We start from the raw sequence: 15,609 nt of genomic DNA, 5'->3' as shown, positions 1-15,609 counted from the left end.
GTGCCAGTCGGGCGCACGGCGGCGGACCTTGAGTCCGCCGGGCAGCAGCCCGGTGCGTTTGAGGCTGACCTCGACGCAGCCTTCCATCACGGAGTAGATGTGCAGCAGGCCTTCGCGGATCTCTTCTTCGGTGCGGGAGGCGCGCTCGTTGACGAACATGATCTCGCCGATCGAGAGGCCTTTGGACTGGCAGCGGCCCAGCAGTTCCGCRGCMGTGCGGAAGGGCAGSGGMAGTTCCTTCTTGGATTCGTCGAGTTCCTTGAGCGCGGCGTCCTCCTCSCCYTCGCGCACGATGAAGCCGCCGCCCACGGAGAAGAACGTGGCGGAGTGCAGGACTTCGCCGTCGGCGTCCGAGACGGTGAAGGTCATGCCGTTGGTGTGCCGCGGCAGGATGGTGAGGGGGCGCAGGATCATGTCCTTCACGCCGTAGGGAAGCTGGACGGAACCTGCCAGCTGCAGTTTCCCGGTTTCGGCRATCGCGGCGAGCCGGTCCTCGACTTCCTCGGGCAGGATCTGCTCGGGGTGGAAGCCCTCGAGCCCGAGCAGGATGGCCGTCATGGTGCCGTGGCCGTGGCCGGTGGCGGCGAGGGAGCCGTAGAGGTCCACCCGGAGCGAGGCGACCTTCTCCAGGTCCCCGGAGGCTTTGAGTTCCTCGGCGAAGACCGCGGCGGCCCGCATGGGGCCCACGGTGTGCGAGCTGGATGGCCCTATTCCGATGGAAAAGAGGTCAAAGACTCCAACAGCCATTGTCCGTTCCTAACTAGGTCTTGCTGTGGCCCGGCAGAGGGTCTTGCCGGAAGGCGGTCCGGCCGCCGGTAGGCGGCCAATCCCGCCGGTAGGCGGCCAATTCCGCCGGTTGGCGGCACTGCCGCCGGATGCACGACGCCGGGCGGCGGCTGGTGCGGCAACCCGGCGTCGTGATCTGTACTGCGTTAGTTCTGTACTGCTGCTAGTTCTGTACTGCTGCTACTTCAGTCTTACGTCGCTTAGGCGAGGTTATCAACCGAGGGGTAAAGCGGGTGGGCGGCGGCGAGGGCCTCCACCCGGGAACGCAGGCCGGACCGGTCCGCACCGGCGTCGGCGATCAACGCCTCGGCGATGATGTCGGCAACCTCGGTGAAGGCCGCCTCGCCGAAGCCGCGGGTCGCGAGGGCCGGGGTTCCGATCCGCAGCCCCGAGGTGACCATCGGCGGGCGCGGATCGAACGGGACGGCGTTGCGGTTCACGGTGATGTCGATCGCCGCGAGCCGGTCCTCGGCCTCCTGCCCGTTGAGCTCACACTCGCGCAAATCCACCAGGACCAGGTGCACGTCGGTGCCGCCGGAGATCACGTTGATCCCGTTGGCGGTGACGTCCGGCTGGACCAGGCGCTCGGCGAGGATCCGGGCGCCGGCCAGTCATCTGCACGGCCATCCTGTTCTTGGACGCCAGGCGGCGCAGCTCCGCCAGTACCTCGACCTCGCTCAACGCGCTGTCCAGGTTGAGCGGGCTTTCCTGACGGATGGAGTCGGGCACAGCGGTGTCCACAAGGCCATCAACGCTGTCGTAGCCGATCGCCTTGAGCATGGTGTCGATGTCGGCCTGGCGGCGCGCGCCGATGTGCCGGTCAACGAAGGCAGAGGGATTGGACTGAACGGTCATAGGGAACTCCAGGGTCTGGCCGGCCCGCAGGACACGGCTATGGATCGGGTTCCTCCCCGCTCTGTCGTGGACCTGAGAGATTCCGCAGACAGGGTCTGCTTGCACCGTCGGTGAGCTTGCCCTCCTGGTGAAGAGCGAGCTGCTTTCCAGAGTTGCCTCGTAGCGGCGGTACGTGGGCCTGAGAGATTCCCGGGGAGGACTTGCTCCTACGGCGCCCGCATCATTTGCTTGCGGGACTCTCCCGCCGCAGATCAAAAGCGTGTCGCTTGCGCCGTGACCGGGGTCCCAGCGGTGTTGCCATTCATCATCCAGCAGGGCCGGAACGGCTGGCTACAACAACCTGCTTAATTTTGTCGATGCCCTTTATCCATATGTATGAAAGCCGCCCCGGTGCGCGGACTTTATACGAATGTCTATACTCGCTGGCAAGACCGCACCGTTCATTCGTAGACGGGACCGGGGCCAAGCCCTGACTATTAAATGGCCCGAAAACACCCGCCCCCTGGCCCAGAAGGAGCTCTACTGTGACACTGGCACAGAGGATCAAAGATGTTCCATACACGACTTGAAATCATTCCTTCCGAGGGAATCGTCGAAAAAATCCAGACGGCAGTGCCGCTGACCACGACGCTCACCATCACGTGCCTGCCCCACCACGGGATCGGACGGACCATGCGCACGGCCGTCCAGCTCAGCCTGCTGGGCTACACCGTGGTCCCGCACCTCGCAGCCCGGAGCCTGGAGGACCGCTCCCAGCTGGCCGGCATCATCCGGGACTGTGGTGTGGCCGGCATCTCGGAAATGTTCGCGGTAGGCGGTGACGCCCCGCAGCCTGCGGGTCCCTACGCGAATGGCGGCGAGCTGCTGCGCGAGATCGCGGAAATCAGCGGCGGCCAGATGGCCGTTGGGATCGCCGGATACCCGGAGGGCCACCCCGGCATCGGCACTCTGCAGCTGCTCGAATCGCTATTGGCCAAGCAGGAACTTGCCTCCAGCGTCGTCACCCAGATGTGCTTCTCGGCGGACAGGATCCACAGCTATGCGGCGATGCTGCGCCGCGAGGGGGTCACGCTTCCGGTCCTGGCCGGGGTTGCCGGCGCCGTGCAACGAACCAGGCTGATCGCACTGGCAACGAAAATCGGCGTCGGAACGTCCCTGCGGTTCGTGAGCCGGACCGGACCGCTCGCCCGCCGCCTCCTGGGCGGCGAACGCTACTCTCCCGGCGCTCTCATCGACGAGCTGGCCGCGCAGCCCGTCATCGACGGCATCCATCTCTACAGCTTCAATTGCTTTGAAGCGCTCCCCTCCGACGTGGCCGGCCGCCGTCTTCGTTCCACTCAAGTGACCGGATGAACGCCATCTACGGCAACGGGCCGGCGGGCGGGGCTCAGGACCTGATGCGGTGCGTCCCGACGACGACGCCGCCGATAACCCCGGCCACTCCCAGCGGGACTGCGGCTAGCGCAGCGATGTGCGGCAGCAGGCTGTCGCCGACGACCAGATTCAGTCCCCCAATGACCACGGCCGGGACCGCCACCATGACAGTGACCCACAAGGGATCGCCCCGATACCTCGACCAGCCGGCGGCCGCCAGACCAAGGACGGCCCCGGCCAGGATGAGCGTGTTGCCGAGTCGGTCCCGCGCAAAGGCATTCGTGACGGACCCGAAGTAGAATTTCTGGCCCAGACCCAGGCAAAGCAGGATGAGGCCCACGGCCGCGACCACGGCCCACGCTGTCCGGGCCGGAACGGACGAACTCTGCATCAGCCCTCCTGCTGTCCTGTGGTGAACCGGAATGTTGTAACCGGATCGTACGCCACGACGCGTGGGCCAGGGTGGATGGGGGTCGGACGCCTGTGCGACCGGGAGCCAATCCGCTACTTCCTTGGCTGGACATGTTGTCCAACCAAGCATCGCCCCGTTTTCGGGCATGAGAAAACCCCTCCTCCCCGGCGGAATCACCGGGAAGGAGGGGTTCGTGGGGCCCCCTGTCGGATTCGAACCGACGACCCCCGCTTTACAAGAGCGGTGCTCTGGCCAACTGAGCTAAGGAGGCATTCCTGCAACCCGACACATCACCAGGCCACAAATGGCGCGGATGTCAGGACGCTAGACAAGATTAGCCCACCGACGCCCGGTGAGAAAAACGCGCAACGCCCCTCCCGCAAAGCGAAGGCCAAAAGCCAAGGCCCGGCCCCGGAGCGATCCGGGGCCGGGCCTTCAACAGCGTCCCTTCAACGGCATGTGCCGCGGACGGTTACTTCTTGGCGTCGACCGCGGCCTGCAGGTACTGGTCGAACGGCGTCTGGGCGCTGTCGCCGACGCCCCACTGCTTGCCCTCGACGAACACGGTGGGCGTTCCGGTAATGCCGATCACCGTGGCCTCCTGGGTGGTGTGCTTCACCCACGGACGGTAGGTCTTGCCATCCACGCACGTCTCGATGCTCTTGGCCCCGACGTCGGCCGCCAGCTTCTTCAGCTCGTCGTCGGAGAGCCCGGCGCTGCCTTCGGCCGGCTGCTTGGCGAACAGCAGGTCGACGAAGTCCGAGTACTTCTCCGGGGATTCGTTGACCACGCAGGCTGCGGCGTTGGCCGCGCGCGAGGAGTAGTTGGTGGTGGACCGGCTGTCCAGGAAGCCGAGCGGGCGGTACTCCACCGTGATCTTGCCGTCGTTGCGCAGCTTGGTAAGGGTCTCGTTGTACTGCGCCTCGAAGTTCTTGCAGACGGGGCAGATGAAGTCGATGTAGAGGACCACCTTGACCGGCTTGCCGGCCTCAGCCTCGGCGCCCGGGGCCGTCACCGGAGACGGCGGCGTGGCAGGCGCGGCCGGGAGGTCGGACAGCTTCACGGTTGCGGGATCGGTCTTCGCAACCTCGGTGTTCGCCAGCAGGGTGACACCGCCATGGATGTTGCCGTTGGCCGGCGTGGGTCCCTCGTCGGCAACCGGGGCGTTGTTCTTGATGTTGGAGGTGACAACCAGCGCGACGATCACGATGATCGCGACGACGGCGGCGACAATGCCCCAGCCGATCAGCAGCTTGTTGCGCTTCTCTTTCTTCAGCTGCGCCTCGCGAATCTCGCGGGCTTTCTCGCGCGCCGCGGCAGTGCGCTCTGCCTTAGACAGTCGGGGTTCGTTTGCGGGGCTCATTGGTTCCTCGGGTCGTTCGGCCAGGGACGGTCCACTCAGTGGCAACGTCATCATTTTAGGGGAGAAACCCGAGAACTTGCGCTTTCAAGTTTTCCTTCCGCCTGCCCAACGGACGAATAGCCGGGAAGATTCCGTGCGGCTAGGGTTGATGGAGAGCCACGAGCGGACCCCAGGGGGCACCAATGGAAGCAACGGACAGCGCCGGCCACGGCACACAGGCCACCACTGACGCGGAGCAGACCGCCACGGACGGCGCCGCCACCAGTGCCGCGGCAGGGGATCAGTTCGACTTCATGGTGGTGTCCAACCGGCTGCCCGTCGACCGCTGTTCTGCCGACGAGGCCGGCTGCGAGGACGGCTGGCGCCGCTCCCCCGGCGGACTCGTGACAGCGCTGGCCCCGATGATGACCAAGACCGACGGCGCCTGGGTGGGCTGGCACGGCGCCCCCGATGAGACGGTCAAGCCCTTCAGCCACGGCGGCATCGACCTGATCCCCGTCCAGCTGAGCACGGATGACATCGAGCTTTTCTACGAGGGCTTTTCCAACGCCACGCTGTGGCCGCTCTACCACGACGTGATCGCGCCGCCGGAGTTCCACCGCACCTGGTGGGACTCCTACCGGAAGGTCAACCGGAGGTTCGCCGACGCCGTCATCCGACATGCGGCCGAGGGTGCCACCGTCTGGGTGCAGGACTACCAGCTGCAGCTGGTTCCCAAGCTGCTCCGGGAGGCCCGGCCGGACCTGAAAATCGGGTTCTTCAACCACATCCCGTTCCCGCCACCGGAGATCTTCGCCCAGCTCCCGTGGCGCCGTGCGATCATCGACGGCCTGCTGGGCGCGGACCTGGTGGGCTTCCAGCGCAGCAGCGACGCCGGAAACTTCATGCGCTCGGCTCGGCGCTTCCTGGGCGCCAGCGTCAAGCAGCAGCAGGTCCATGTCAGGGGCGCCGACGGCGAAACCACCCACATCGCCAGGGCCCAGGCATTCCCTATCTCCATTGACGTCAAGCAGATCAGCGAGCTCGCGAAGAGTCCGGAAGTCATTGAGCGCGCCCACCAGATCCGCCGGGACCTTGGCAACCCCAAGACCATCCTGCTCGGCGTCGACCGGCTCGACTACACCAAGGGCATCCGGCACCGGCTCAAGGCGTACGAGGAACTGCTGCAGGACGGCAAGGTCACCGTGGAGGACGCGACCCTGATTCAGGTGGCCAGCCCCAGCCGGGAACGCGTGGAGCAGTACCGCCTGCTCCGTGAGGAGGTTGAAGGCACGGTGGGCCACATCAACGGCACCTTCGACACCATGGAGAGCACGGCCGTCCGCTACCTGCACCACAGTTACCCCATCGAGGAGATGGTGTCGCTGTACCTGGCCGCCGACGTCATGCTGGTCACCGCCTTGCGCGACGGCATGAACCTCGTGGCCAAGGAATACGTCACGGCCCGGACCAATAACGACGGCGCGTTGGTACTGAGTGAGTTTGCCGGCGCCGCCGACCAGCTCAAACAGGCCCTGCTGATGAACCCGCACGACATTGACGGCCTCAAGGACACCATCATGAAGGCCGTCAACATGCAGCCGACCGAGGCATCGCGACGTATGCGGTCAATGCGCAAGCAGATCCTGGACCACGACGTCGACCTCTGGTCCTCCGACTTCCTGAACGCCCTCGCCGAAAAGGTTGTACGCGATGACTCCTGACGCCACCGGCACCAACGATCCAGACACCAACGATTCGGACACGGCCCCGCTCTCGCTCTCCCCTGAACTGCTGGCGGCCGTGCGGCGCGTCGCCGGCACCGAGCACCTGCTCGTGGCGATGGACTTCGACGGCACCATGGCACCGCTCGTGGACCATGCGGGCGACTCCCGCGCGCTCCCGCGCTCGGCGGCCGCCTTCGCGGGACTGGCGGAACTTCCCCTGACCACGACGGCGCTCATCTCCGGCCGCGCGCTGGACAGCCTGCGGGCCGTCGCCTTCCCGCCGGAGAACACGCTGCTGATCGGCAGCCACGGCGCCGAAGTCTGGATGGGGCCGGGCTCCTCGCAGCTGCTGCTCGACGACGCCCAGCGGGAACTGTTGGCCGACATCCGCAAGGAGCTTGAGGGGATCGTGGAACAGGCCCCCGGGACCCTCCTGGAGGACAAGCCGGCCGGCGTCGTCCTGCACACACGGCTCGCGGCCCCCGACGTCGCCGAGGACGCCGTCGACGCGGCGCGGGCCGTCCTGCAGGACCGCAGCGGCGTTTTCCTGAAAACCGGGCACCGCGTCCTGGAAACCTCCGTGGTCAATGCCTCCAAGGGAGAGGGCATTGCCTTCCTGCGGCAGGCCACCGGGGCCACGGCGGTGGTGTTCGCCGGAGACGACACCACCGACGAGGACGCCCTGGGCAGCCTCGTCCCTGGCGATCTCGGCGTAAAAGTGGGGCTCGATTTCACCCAGGCCGAGTTCCGCGTCGAGGCGCCGGTCCACATCTGCGAACTGCTCGAAGCCCTCCTGAGGGAGCGGACACGCGCAGTCCGGCCCTAGGCAGGGACCCAACAATGCAGCCGCCAAGGGCCCAAGTGGGCAGCATCACGTGTGACATCCGTAACTTTTTAGTCCATTTGGCATAAATCTGACATACTCTGTTTGTGATGTGGCGCACAACTACCGTGCGGCGTCACTGGATACTCCTCGGCTTCGGCCGAGGAGTATGCGCATGAGATCCCACAATTGAATTAACAACTGCATAAAACGACCATTCACTACGGATCGTCCGGCACGTACCTGCCGGTGAAGGGATTGATAACTGTGGCTACAGTTACTTTTGATAACGCAACACGTCTGTACCCGGGCACCGAGAAGCCCGCTGTTGACAAGCTCAACATTGACATCGCCGATGGCGAATTCCTGGTTCTCGTTGGACCCTCCGGCTGCGGAAAGTCGACCTCCCTGCGCATGCTTGCAGGTCTCGAGGACGTCAACTCCGGCCGCATCCTCATTGGCGACCGCGACGTCACGGACGTCCCGCCGAAGGATCGCGACATCGCCATGGTGTTCCAGAACTACGCCCTGTACCCGCACATGACCGTGGCGGACAACATGGGCTTCGCGCTGAAGATCGCCGGCGTCAGCAAGGAAGAGCGCGCCGAGCGCGTCCGCGAGGCCGCCAAGCTGCTCGACCTCGAACCGTACCTGGACCGCAAGCCGAAGGCCCTCTCCGGCGGCCAGCGTCAGCGTGTTGCCATGGGCCGCGCCATTGTGCGTAACCCGCAGGTCTTCCTCATGGACGAGCCGCTGTCCAACCTTGATGCCAAGCTGCGCGTGCAGACCCGCACCCAGATCGCGTCCCTGACCCGCCGCCTCGGCGTCACCACGGTCTACGTGACCCACGACCAGGTCGAGGCCATGACCATGGGCGACCGCGTCGCCGTGCTGAAGGACGGCCTGCTGATGCAGGTCGACACCCCGCGCAACCTTTACGACAAGCCCAAGAACGTCTTCGTGGCGGGCTTCATCGGCTCCCCCGCGATGAACCTGCTCGAACTCCCCGTCGTCGACGGCGGCGTGCAGTTCGGCGGGACCGTCTACCCGGTACCGCGCGACGTCCTCGAGGAGGCCCACGGCCAGACCGTGACCCTCGGTTCCCGCCCGGAAGACCTTGAGACTGTTGCCCAGGGCGAAGGCCTCCAGGTCGAGGTCGACGTCGTCGAAGAACTCGGCGCCGACGCCTACGTCTACGGCCACACCACGCTCGATGGACAGAGCCACGACATCGTGGCCCGCGTCGACGGCCGCCGCCCCCCGATGAAGGGTGAGTCCATCTGGGTCCGCCCGCAGTCAGGCCACGTACACCTGTTCGACACCAAGACCGGCCTGCGCCTCGGCGACTAGGCCCCACCACTCACCCACCCACGGTGCAACTGACGGCGGTCCTCCCCAGTGGAGGGCCGCCGTCGGGCGTTAACTGCCCTTCTTTAGGTGCGGCCCTGCAAATACGGAAGAATTGATTCATGACCGAGGAAAACGCATGACCGAGGAAAACAGCGCCCAGTGGCACGACGAGCCCACTGACTACGGGCAGATCGGAAAATTGCCCCGGTTCGAGGCCGCCAGCGCCAATGACGAAAAGGCCTCGATGGTGTCCAGCTCGCTGAGCATCACGGCCGCCGCCACCGAGCCCGAGTTGCTGGACCTGCCCTGGCACATTGCCCTCGAGGACTGGCCGGCAGAGTATTTGGCAGCGCTCCCCCGCGGCATCTCGCGGCACATCGTGCGCTTCGCCCACCTCGGCGGCTCCGTCATCGCCATCAAGGAAACCTCGGAGCACGTGGCCCGCCACGAGTACCACATGCTGCGCAAGCTCGCCCGGCTGGACGTTCCCGGCGTGGAACCGGTGGCCGTCATTACCGGACGCACCACCCCGGAGGGCCGGCCGCTGAACCCCGTGCTGGTCACCCGGCACCTGAAGTTCTCCATGCCCTACCGCGCGCTCTTCTCCCAGATGCTGCGCAAGGACACCCTGACCCGGCTCATCGACGCCCAGGCGCTGCTGCTGGTCCGACTGCACCTGATCGGCTTCTACTGGGGCGACGTCTCGCTCTCCAACACCTTGTTCCGACGCGATGCCGGCGCCTTCGCCGCCTATCTCGTCGACGCCGAGACCGGCGAGCTGTACCCGGATTTGTCCACCGGCCAGCGCGAGTACGACCTCGAAATCGCCCGCGTCAACATCGCCGGGGAACTCATGGACCTGCTCGACGGCGGCCTGATCGAGGAGAAGGTGGACCCGGTGGCCACCAGCGAGCTCATCATGGACAGCTACCGGCGGTTGTGGACCGAGCTGACGGCGAAGGAGTCGTTTGAGATCGGGGAACGCTGGCGGGTGGCCGCCCGCATCCGGCGGCTCAACGAGCTGGGGTTCGACGTCGAGGAATACGCGATCAAGACCACGCAGAACGGCTCCACCATCCAGCTCCAGCCGAAGGTCGTCGACGCCGGGCACCACCAGCGCCGGCTGCTGCGCCTGACCGGCCTGGACGCCCAGGAAAACCAGGCCCGCCGGCTCCTGAACGATATGGATTCATTCCGTGCGGACAACAATCCGGGCATGGACGAGGAATACAGCGCGCACCTGTGGGTCAGCCAGGTCTTCGAGCCGATCGTCCGGGCCATCCCCCGCGACCTCTCCGGCAAGCTCGAACCGGCCGAGGCCGTGCACGAGGTCCTGGAGCACCGCTGGTACATGTCCGAGAAGGAGAACCGGCACATCCCCCTGGCCGAGGCCGTCCAGTCCTACATCGACAACGAACTCCGTCACCGCCGGGACGAGGCTGCGATCATGCTCAACCCGGACACGGGATTGCTCAAGATCCTGGAGGTAGAGACCGAGGAATCACGGTATGGCGCCGACGAATCCGTTGACGAATACCCGGACTCCGACGACTAAGCCGCCGGGCTGGGACGTTGTGGCACGCTCGGGCTAAATCGCTTTGCCGGGGTTCAGTATCCCGGCCGGGTCGAACAGTTCCTTGATCCGGCGCTGCAGTTCGCGGACGGGTTCCTTCTGCTCCAGGCCAAGCCAGCGCAGCTTGTACTGACCGATCCCGTGTTCGCCGGTAATGGTGCCGCCCATGGCCAGGGCTACGGCAATCGACCTGTCCAGGGCGGCGCCGAGGCGGGCCATGGCATCGGGGTCCACGGCGTTGTCCACCCGGTCGACCCAGAAGGTGGGGTGCAGGTTTCCGTCGCCGGCATGTGCCACGACTTTGAGCTGGACCCGGTGCTCCGCCGCCATGGCTTCGAGCTCGGCGACGTAATCCACCAGGCGTGAGCGCGGTACGGCCACGTCCTCGCCCACCCGGTATTCGTCGTCCACCTCGGTCCCGCGGCTGTTGCGGCGCAGTTCGACAAGCTGCTCCGCCTCCGCATTGGCCTCCATGGTCACCACCGCTCCTCCCGCCACCAGGACCGGGCGGATGGCCGCGGCTTCCGCCGCCGCACCGAAGCCGTCGGTCTGGATCAGCAGCAGGGACGCCCCGCGCGTGGCCAGGTCCGAGCCGTGGAGGTCATCGAGCTGGGCGAGCGAGCCGCCGTCGAGCAGTTCCATGATGGCCGGCTGCACGCGGGCCCTGCCCACGGCGAGGACCCCGGCCGCGGCGCTGCGGAAATCCGGGTAGAAGGCGGCGATGGTGTGCACGTCGCGCGGCAGGTACTTCAGCCGCACGGTGACACCGACCACGATCCCCAGGGTCCCCTCCGAGCCGACGAACAGCCCGGTGAGGTCGTAGCCGGCGACGCCCTTGAAGGTCTGGTGGCCGGTGTGGATGAGGGAGCCGTCCGCGAGGACGACGTCGAGCGCCAGGACCGAGTCCCGGGTCACCCCGTACTTCGCGCAGCGCAGCCCGCCGGCATTGGTGGCCACGTTGCCGCCGATGGTGGAAATCTTGAAGCTCGCAGGATCCGGGGCGTACATGAGCCCGTGCTCGGCGGCGGCCGCGTTCAGGTCCGCGTTGATGACGCCGGGCTCCACGACGGCGGTCTCGTCATCCGGATTGAGGTCCAGGATGCGGTTCATCCCCTCGAGCGTGAGCACCACGCAGCCGGCGCTTGCATGGGCACCCCCGGAGACGCCGGTGCCGGCTCCGCGCGCCACGAGCGCGACGCCGAGGGCGGCGCAGGCACGCACAGTCGCCTGCACGTCGGCCACCGATTCGGCGCGGACCACCGCCTGCGGGAGCTGATAGTCCAGGACGGGAGCCTGGTCCACGGCATAGGCGGCCAGGGTGGTCGCGTCCACGGCAATTTTCGCCGCGCCCAGGGAAGAGGTCAGCTCATCGATGATGCTGCGCATGCGGTCTCCAGTTCGGTCGAATCCGGATTCCAGTCTAAGGCCGCGCATTGTCCGTGATGCGGCTCACAGTTGCAAGCGCTTCCAACAAGGTGCGGGATACTCCGGTCAGGTGCCGAAATTGCCGCCTAAATATGACTGGAAGCGTTTTCATTATCTGGCGTAGGAGCCTTACTATTGCCGTCATGTCCGTTGATTCAGTTCTCTTCTCACCCGCCGCGCTGGCCGGCCCCCTGACGGGTCCGCTGACCCCCGTGCACGCGGCAGACCACATTCCGGGATGGTGGCGCTCGGCCGTCATCTATCAGGTCTATCCGCGCTCGTTCCGGGACCTGAACGGCGACGGCATCGGCGATCTCGCCGGAATCACGGCGGAACTGCCCCGCCTTGCCGAACTGGACATCGACGCCGTCTGGCTTTCCCCGTTCTACCGCTCCCCGCAGCGTGACGCCGGCTACGACGTCAGTGACTACTGCGACGTCGACCCCTTGTTCGGCACACTGGACGATTTCGCCGCCATGATGGCCGAGGCTACCCGGCTGGGGCTGCGGATGATCGTTGACCTCGTGCCCAACCACTGCTCGGACCAGCACCCGGCGTTCCAGGCCGCCCTGGCCGCGCCCGCCGGCAGCCCGGAACGGGACATGTTCATCTTCCGCGACGGCCGCGGGGCATTCGGCGAGGAACCGCCGAACAACTGGCAGTCCCACTTTGGCGGTTCAGCCTGGACCCGGATCGCCGAACCGGACGGCGCGCCGGGCCAGTGGTACCTGCACCTCTTCGACTCCTCCCAGCCGGACTTCAACTGGGACAACGACGCCGTCCACGAAGAATTCGAACGGGTCCTGCGCTTCTGGCTGGACCGCGGGGTCTCCGGTTTCCGGGTGGACGTGGCGCACGCCCTCGTGAAGGCCCCGGGCCTGCCGGAATGGGGCGGCCGGGCCGACGGCAGCAGCTCGGACGGCTTCCCCGGAAGCGACGCACCGATGTTTGGCCAGCCCGCGCTCCATGACATCTACCGCCGGTGGCGGCGGATTCTCGCCGAGTACGGTCCCGACCGGATCCTCTGCGCCGAGGCCAACGTGGACCCGCTCCCCCGGCTCGCCGACTGGGTCCGCCCGGACGAAATGCACCAGGCCTTCAACTTCCCCTACCTGCACGCCGGCCTCGACGTGCACCGGATGCGGCACATCGTCACGGAGTCGCTGACGGCACTGGACGCCGTCGCCGCTCCCAGCACCTGGGTGCTCTCCAACCACGACGTCGTCCGCCACGCGACCCGATTCGGGTACAACGGCCAGGCGCCCCGCGACGGTGACGGAATCGGCACCTGGGATCCGCAGCCGGACGAGGACCTCGGACGGTCCCGGGCGGCCGCGGCGTCCTTGTTCATGCTGGGGCTGCCCGGCGGGGCCTACCTCTACCAGGGCGAGGAGCTCGGCCTGCCGGACGGGATCGACATCCCCGACACCCGGCGCCAGGACCCCACGTTCGCCCGCACCGGCGGCGCGCGGCTGGGCCGTGACGGCTGCCGTGTCCCGCTGCCTTGGCGGGCCGGGGAACGCAACGCTGGATTCGGCCACGGGCAGGACCCCTGGCTGCCGCAGCCGGAGAGCTTCTCGCGGCTGGCGCGGGATGTGCAGGCCGCTTCGCCGTCGTCGCATCTGAGCCTCTACAAGCGCATGCTGGAGCTGCGCCGCCGGCTGGAACTTGGCCGCGGCTCGCTGTCCTGGTACGAGGACCTGTGCACGGACACGAGCCTTGCCTTCCTCAACGGCTCCACGCTGGTGCTGCTAAATGTCGGGGCCGAGCCGCTGGAACTGCCCGCCGGGCGGGTGCTGCTGCGCAGTTCAACGTCCCCGGGTGCCGGCTACGACACCGGGGACATGGCCAGCGCCGGAGATCCGTTAAGCTCAGGTGAGTCTGTTTGGCTGGAAATCTATCTCGAGGACACGGAGGGCTAGGCATGCCCGGCATCAAGGACGTCGCGGAACGGGCCGGCCTCTCAATCGCTACCGTTTCACGCGCCTTGAGTGGCAAGGGCAATGTCTCCCCGCGGAGCCGGGAGCGTGCCCGCACCGCCGCCGCCGAGCTCGGTTTCGTCGCGTCGTACCAGGCCTCGAGCCTTGCCTCAGGGCGGAACCACAACGTCGGCCTTGTTATCCCTTCGGTCCACCGGTGGTTTTTTTCCTCGGTGCTCGAAGGTGTCTCGGCGACCCTGCTGGATGCCGGCTACGACCTCACGCTGTACAACGTCAGCGAGGGCCGGGAGCGCCGTCACAGTGTGCTGAACGACTTCCTGCTGCGCAAGCGCGTGGATGCCGTGATCGCCGTGTCCCTGGAGCTCTCCGCGGCCGAGATTGACCAGATGCTGGCCATCCACCGCCCGATCGTGGGGATCGGCGGCCCGCTGCCCGGGGCGTCGACCATCCGCATCGATGACTCCGGCATCGCGGAGGCCGCGGCCCGGCACCTCATCCAGCTTGGCCACAGCAAAATCGCCCACATGACCGGCGATGCCGCGTACGAGCAGGATTTCCGCCTTCCCGGGACGCGTCAGGCGGGCTTCAAGAAGGCCATGCGGGACGCCGGGCTGCCGGTCCGGCCGGAGTGGCAGGTCTCCGCCGATTTCACGATCCAGGGCGCCTACGCCAACGCCCGTGAGCTGCTCGGTGGCTCGCCGGAGCGTCCCACGGCCGTCTTTGCCGCCTCGGACGAGATGGCGATCGGCACGATCCTCGCTGCCCGGGATTTCGGTCTGCGGGTGCCGCAGGACCTATCCGTCATCGGCATCGACGGCCATGAGCTGGGTGAGGTCTTCGGGCTGACCACGATCGATCAGGACGCCCGGGGCCAGGGTGCGTTGGCCGTGCGGCGTTTGCTGGCCAGGCTCGACGGCACCGGAGACACGGCGGCCGCGCATACCGAATACCCCACGCGCTTTGTCATCCGGTCCAGCACCGCTGTTCCGCCCGTTGACCAGGGACCCCTGCGGGGCTAGGGCCGGGCTAGATCCCGCCGGGCCCTGCCTGGCCTTGCCGGGCCTGCCGCCGGCGACTACGCCGGCGCGTGCGGGGACGCCAGTCTCAATAGCTGCTCAGGCGTCCGGGCCTGGTGCACCGGCGCCACCCATGAACCGAACGAAGCGGTCCAGGACGCCGGGCCAGCCGGCCGCGTACTCGGCCCGGGCTGCCGCGGGGTCCTCGGCGCCTTCCCAGCCGCTGTGGACCAGGCGGAGCTCTGTTCCCTCGCCTACCGCCTTGAATGCCACCCGGAGTTCGGTGGACCAGATGGCAGTCGTTCCAGGGTGCCAGCTGGCGTGGAAGGACAGCGGCGGCTGCCAGTCGTCAATCGATCCCCAAACAGCCGTCCTGCCGTCATCCGAGGTCTCCATGATCAGGTTCTCCTCGAACTCGACGTAGGAGCCGGCGCCATAGACGCTGTGGTCCTCGAGCGGCCACCAGAGGTGCGTGTGCTCCGTGAAGCCCATGAAGGCCCGGGCGACTGTGCCCGGGACCACGACAGTGAGCACGACCGGCTCCAGACCGTCCGCTGCATCCGGTTCGGGGCCATCAGTCGGGTCAACGGGAGCGTGGCTGAAGAGGTTATCCATGGGCATTTACTCTACCCGCGCAAGACCCGCGCAAGCCCCTCGCGACGTGTTCCCTCACATCGTGCGGAGCTGGGGTCCTCTTCCCCAACTGGCTCGCAGCTGGGGCCGTTGTGGGGGCTGATAACGGCCCCTGCTGCGGGTCAGTTGGGGTGCGGCACGTGCCGGGCCGCGCCGGGGCGGGACTGGGCCGTGGCGGGGTGACCGGAATCTTTCCCCACGAACCGCGGAGCGCCCCGGAGAGCCCGCGGGAAGGGGGGTTAAATGCGGGAGGACCCCCAACGGTGGTTGGGGGTCCTCGACCTGAATGGTGTTCCGGCGGTGACCTACTCTCCCACACCCTCCCGGGTGCAGTACCATCGGCGCTGTGGGTC

The 15,609-nt window shown here is 66.9% G+C and carries 12 protein-coding genes, 1 tRNA gene, 2 pseudogenes and 1 riboswitch; of the genes and pseudogenes, 7 read left to right on the top strand and 8 right to left on the bottom strand.

Features of this window, described 5'->3' with window-relative positions:
* From AC1DZQ_RS22040 to AC1DZQ_RS22030, 3 genes and pseudogenes are all read right to left on the bottom strand, one after another.
* The coding region (locus tag AC1DZQ_RS22040; protein WP_476965497.1) for a serine dehydratase beta chain at nt 1–747 on the bottom strand (747 nt) is incomplete at its 3' end.
* Nucleotides 748–986: 239 nt separating this feature from the next.
* Nucleotides 987–1,397: pseudogene (locus AC1DZQ_RS22035) on the bottom strand (serine hydroxymethyltransferase); the annotation flags it as partial.
* Nucleotides 1,390–1,641 (bottom strand): annotated as a pseudogene (locus AC1DZQ_RS22030) (hypothetical protein); the annotation flags it as partial. The pseudogenes AC1DZQ_RS22030 and AC1DZQ_RS22035, both read right to left, overlap by 8 nt.
* A 156-nt stretch (nt 1,642–1,797) precedes the next feature.
* Nucleotides 1,798–1,895: riboswitch (glycine riboswitch) on the bottom strand.
* A gap of 295 nt (nt 1,896–2,190) precedes the next feature.
* On the opposite strand from AC1DZQ_RS22030, the gene AC1DZQ_RS22025 reads away from it, so the two are divergent.
* Nucleotides 2,191–2,994 carry a methylenetetrahydrofolate reductase gene (locus AC1DZQ_RS22025; protein ID WP_476965496.1) on the top strand — a complete coding sequence of 268 codons (804 nt, stop codon included), beginning with the start codon at nt 2,191–2,193 and terminating at the stop codon, nt 2,992–2,994.
* A 34-nt stretch (nt 2,995–3,028) separates the two neighbouring features.
* Here the strand turns inward: AC1DZQ_RS22025 and AC1DZQ_RS22020 are convergent, their stop codons facing one another.
* From AC1DZQ_RS22020 to AC1DZQ_RS22010, 3 genes are all read right to left on the bottom strand, one after another.
* Entirely contained in the window at nt 3,029–3,406 is a 378-nt protein-coding gene (locus AC1DZQ_RS22020; protein ID WP_476965495.1) for a hypothetical protein, read from the bottom strand.
* Between the two features lie 215 nt (nt 3,407–3,621).
* Nucleotides 3,622–3,698, bottom strand: a tRNA-Thr gene (locus AC1DZQ_RS22015).
* A 201-nt stretch (nt 3,699–3,899) separates the two neighbouring features.
* The gene (locus AC1DZQ_RS22010) at nt 3,900–4,790 is read right to left on the bottom strand and encodes a DsbA family protein (RefSeq protein ID WP_476965494.1); all 891 of its coding nucleotides are present in this window, start codon (nt 4,788–4,790) and stop codon (nt 3,900–3,902) included.
* Between the two features lie 182 nt (nt 4,791–4,972).
* Here AC1DZQ_RS22010 and AC1DZQ_RS22005 point away from each other — a divergent pair, with 182 nt between their 5' ends.
* The 4 genes from AC1DZQ_RS22005 (at nt 4,973) to AC1DZQ_RS21990 (ending at nt 10,224) form a co-directional block, all read left to right on the top strand.
* The gene (locus AC1DZQ_RS22005; RefSeq protein ID WP_476965493.1) at nt 4,973–6,493 is read left to right on the top strand and encodes an alpha,alpha-trehalose-phosphate synthase (UDP-forming); all 1,521 of its coding nucleotides are present in this window, start codon (nt 4,973–4,975) and stop codon (nt 6,491–6,493) included.
* Nucleotides 6,483–7,322, top strand: a complete 840-nt coding sequence (otsB, locus tag AC1DZQ_RS22000; RefSeq protein ID WP_476965492.1) for a trehalose-phosphatase — start codon at nt 6,483–6,485, stop codon at nt 7,320–7,322. Before AC1DZQ_RS22005 ends, otsB begins: the two co-directional genes overlap by 11 nt.
* Before the next feature lie 264 nt (nt 7,323–7,586).
* Entirely contained in the window at nt 7,587–8,669 is a 1,083-nt protein-coding gene (locus tag AC1DZQ_RS21995) for an ABC transporter ATP-binding protein (RefSeq protein WP_018775851.1), read from the top strand.
* A 136-nt stretch (nt 8,670–8,805) separates the two neighbouring features.
* Nucleotides 8,806–10,224: a DUF4032 domain-containing protein gene (locus AC1DZQ_RS21990; protein ID WP_476965491.1), complete on the top strand. Its 1,419-nt coding sequence runs from the start codon at nt 8,806–8,808 to the stop codon at nt 10,222–10,224.
* Nucleotides 10,225–10,257: 33 nt separating this feature from the next.
* On the opposite strand, the gene AC1DZQ_RS21985 is transcribed toward AC1DZQ_RS21990, so the two are convergent.
* Nucleotides 10,258–11,628, bottom strand: coding sequence for an FAD-binding oxidoreductase (locus tag AC1DZQ_RS21985; protein ID WP_476965490.1), 1,371 nt, complete (start codon nt 11,626–11,628; stop codon nt 10,258–10,260).
* Nucleotides 11,629–11,810: 182 nt separating this feature from the next.
* Here AC1DZQ_RS21985 and AC1DZQ_RS21980 point away from each other — a divergent pair, with 182 nt between their 5' ends.
* Nucleotides 11,811–13,589 (top strand): glycoside hydrolase family 13 protein, encoded by a 1,779-nt coding sequence (locus tag AC1DZQ_RS21980; protein WP_476965489.1) that lies wholly within the window; start codon nt 11,811–11,813, stop codon nt 13,587–13,589.
* 2 nt (nt 13,590–13,591) lie between these two features.
* Complete coding sequence (locus AC1DZQ_RS21975) at nt 13,592–14,626, top strand: LacI family DNA-binding transcriptional regulator (RefSeq protein WP_476965488.1); 1,035 nt, start codon at nt 13,592–13,594, stop codon at nt 14,624–14,626.
* Between the two features lie 96 nt (nt 14,627–14,722).
* Here the strand turns inward: AC1DZQ_RS21975 and AC1DZQ_RS21970 are convergent, their stop codons facing one another.
* Nucleotides 14,723–15,238: an SRPBCC domain-containing protein gene (locus AC1DZQ_RS21970; protein WP_476965487.1), complete on the bottom strand. Its 516-nt coding sequence runs from the start codon at nt 15,236–15,238 to the stop codon at nt 14,723–14,725.
* Nucleotides 15,239–15,609 lie beyond the last annotated feature (371 nt).

Source organism: Arthrobacter sp. P1_C12_2 (assembly GCF_056406415.1).
Note: the sequence above shows the minus strand (reverse complement) of the source record. Positions and strands in the feature narration are given on the sequence as shown.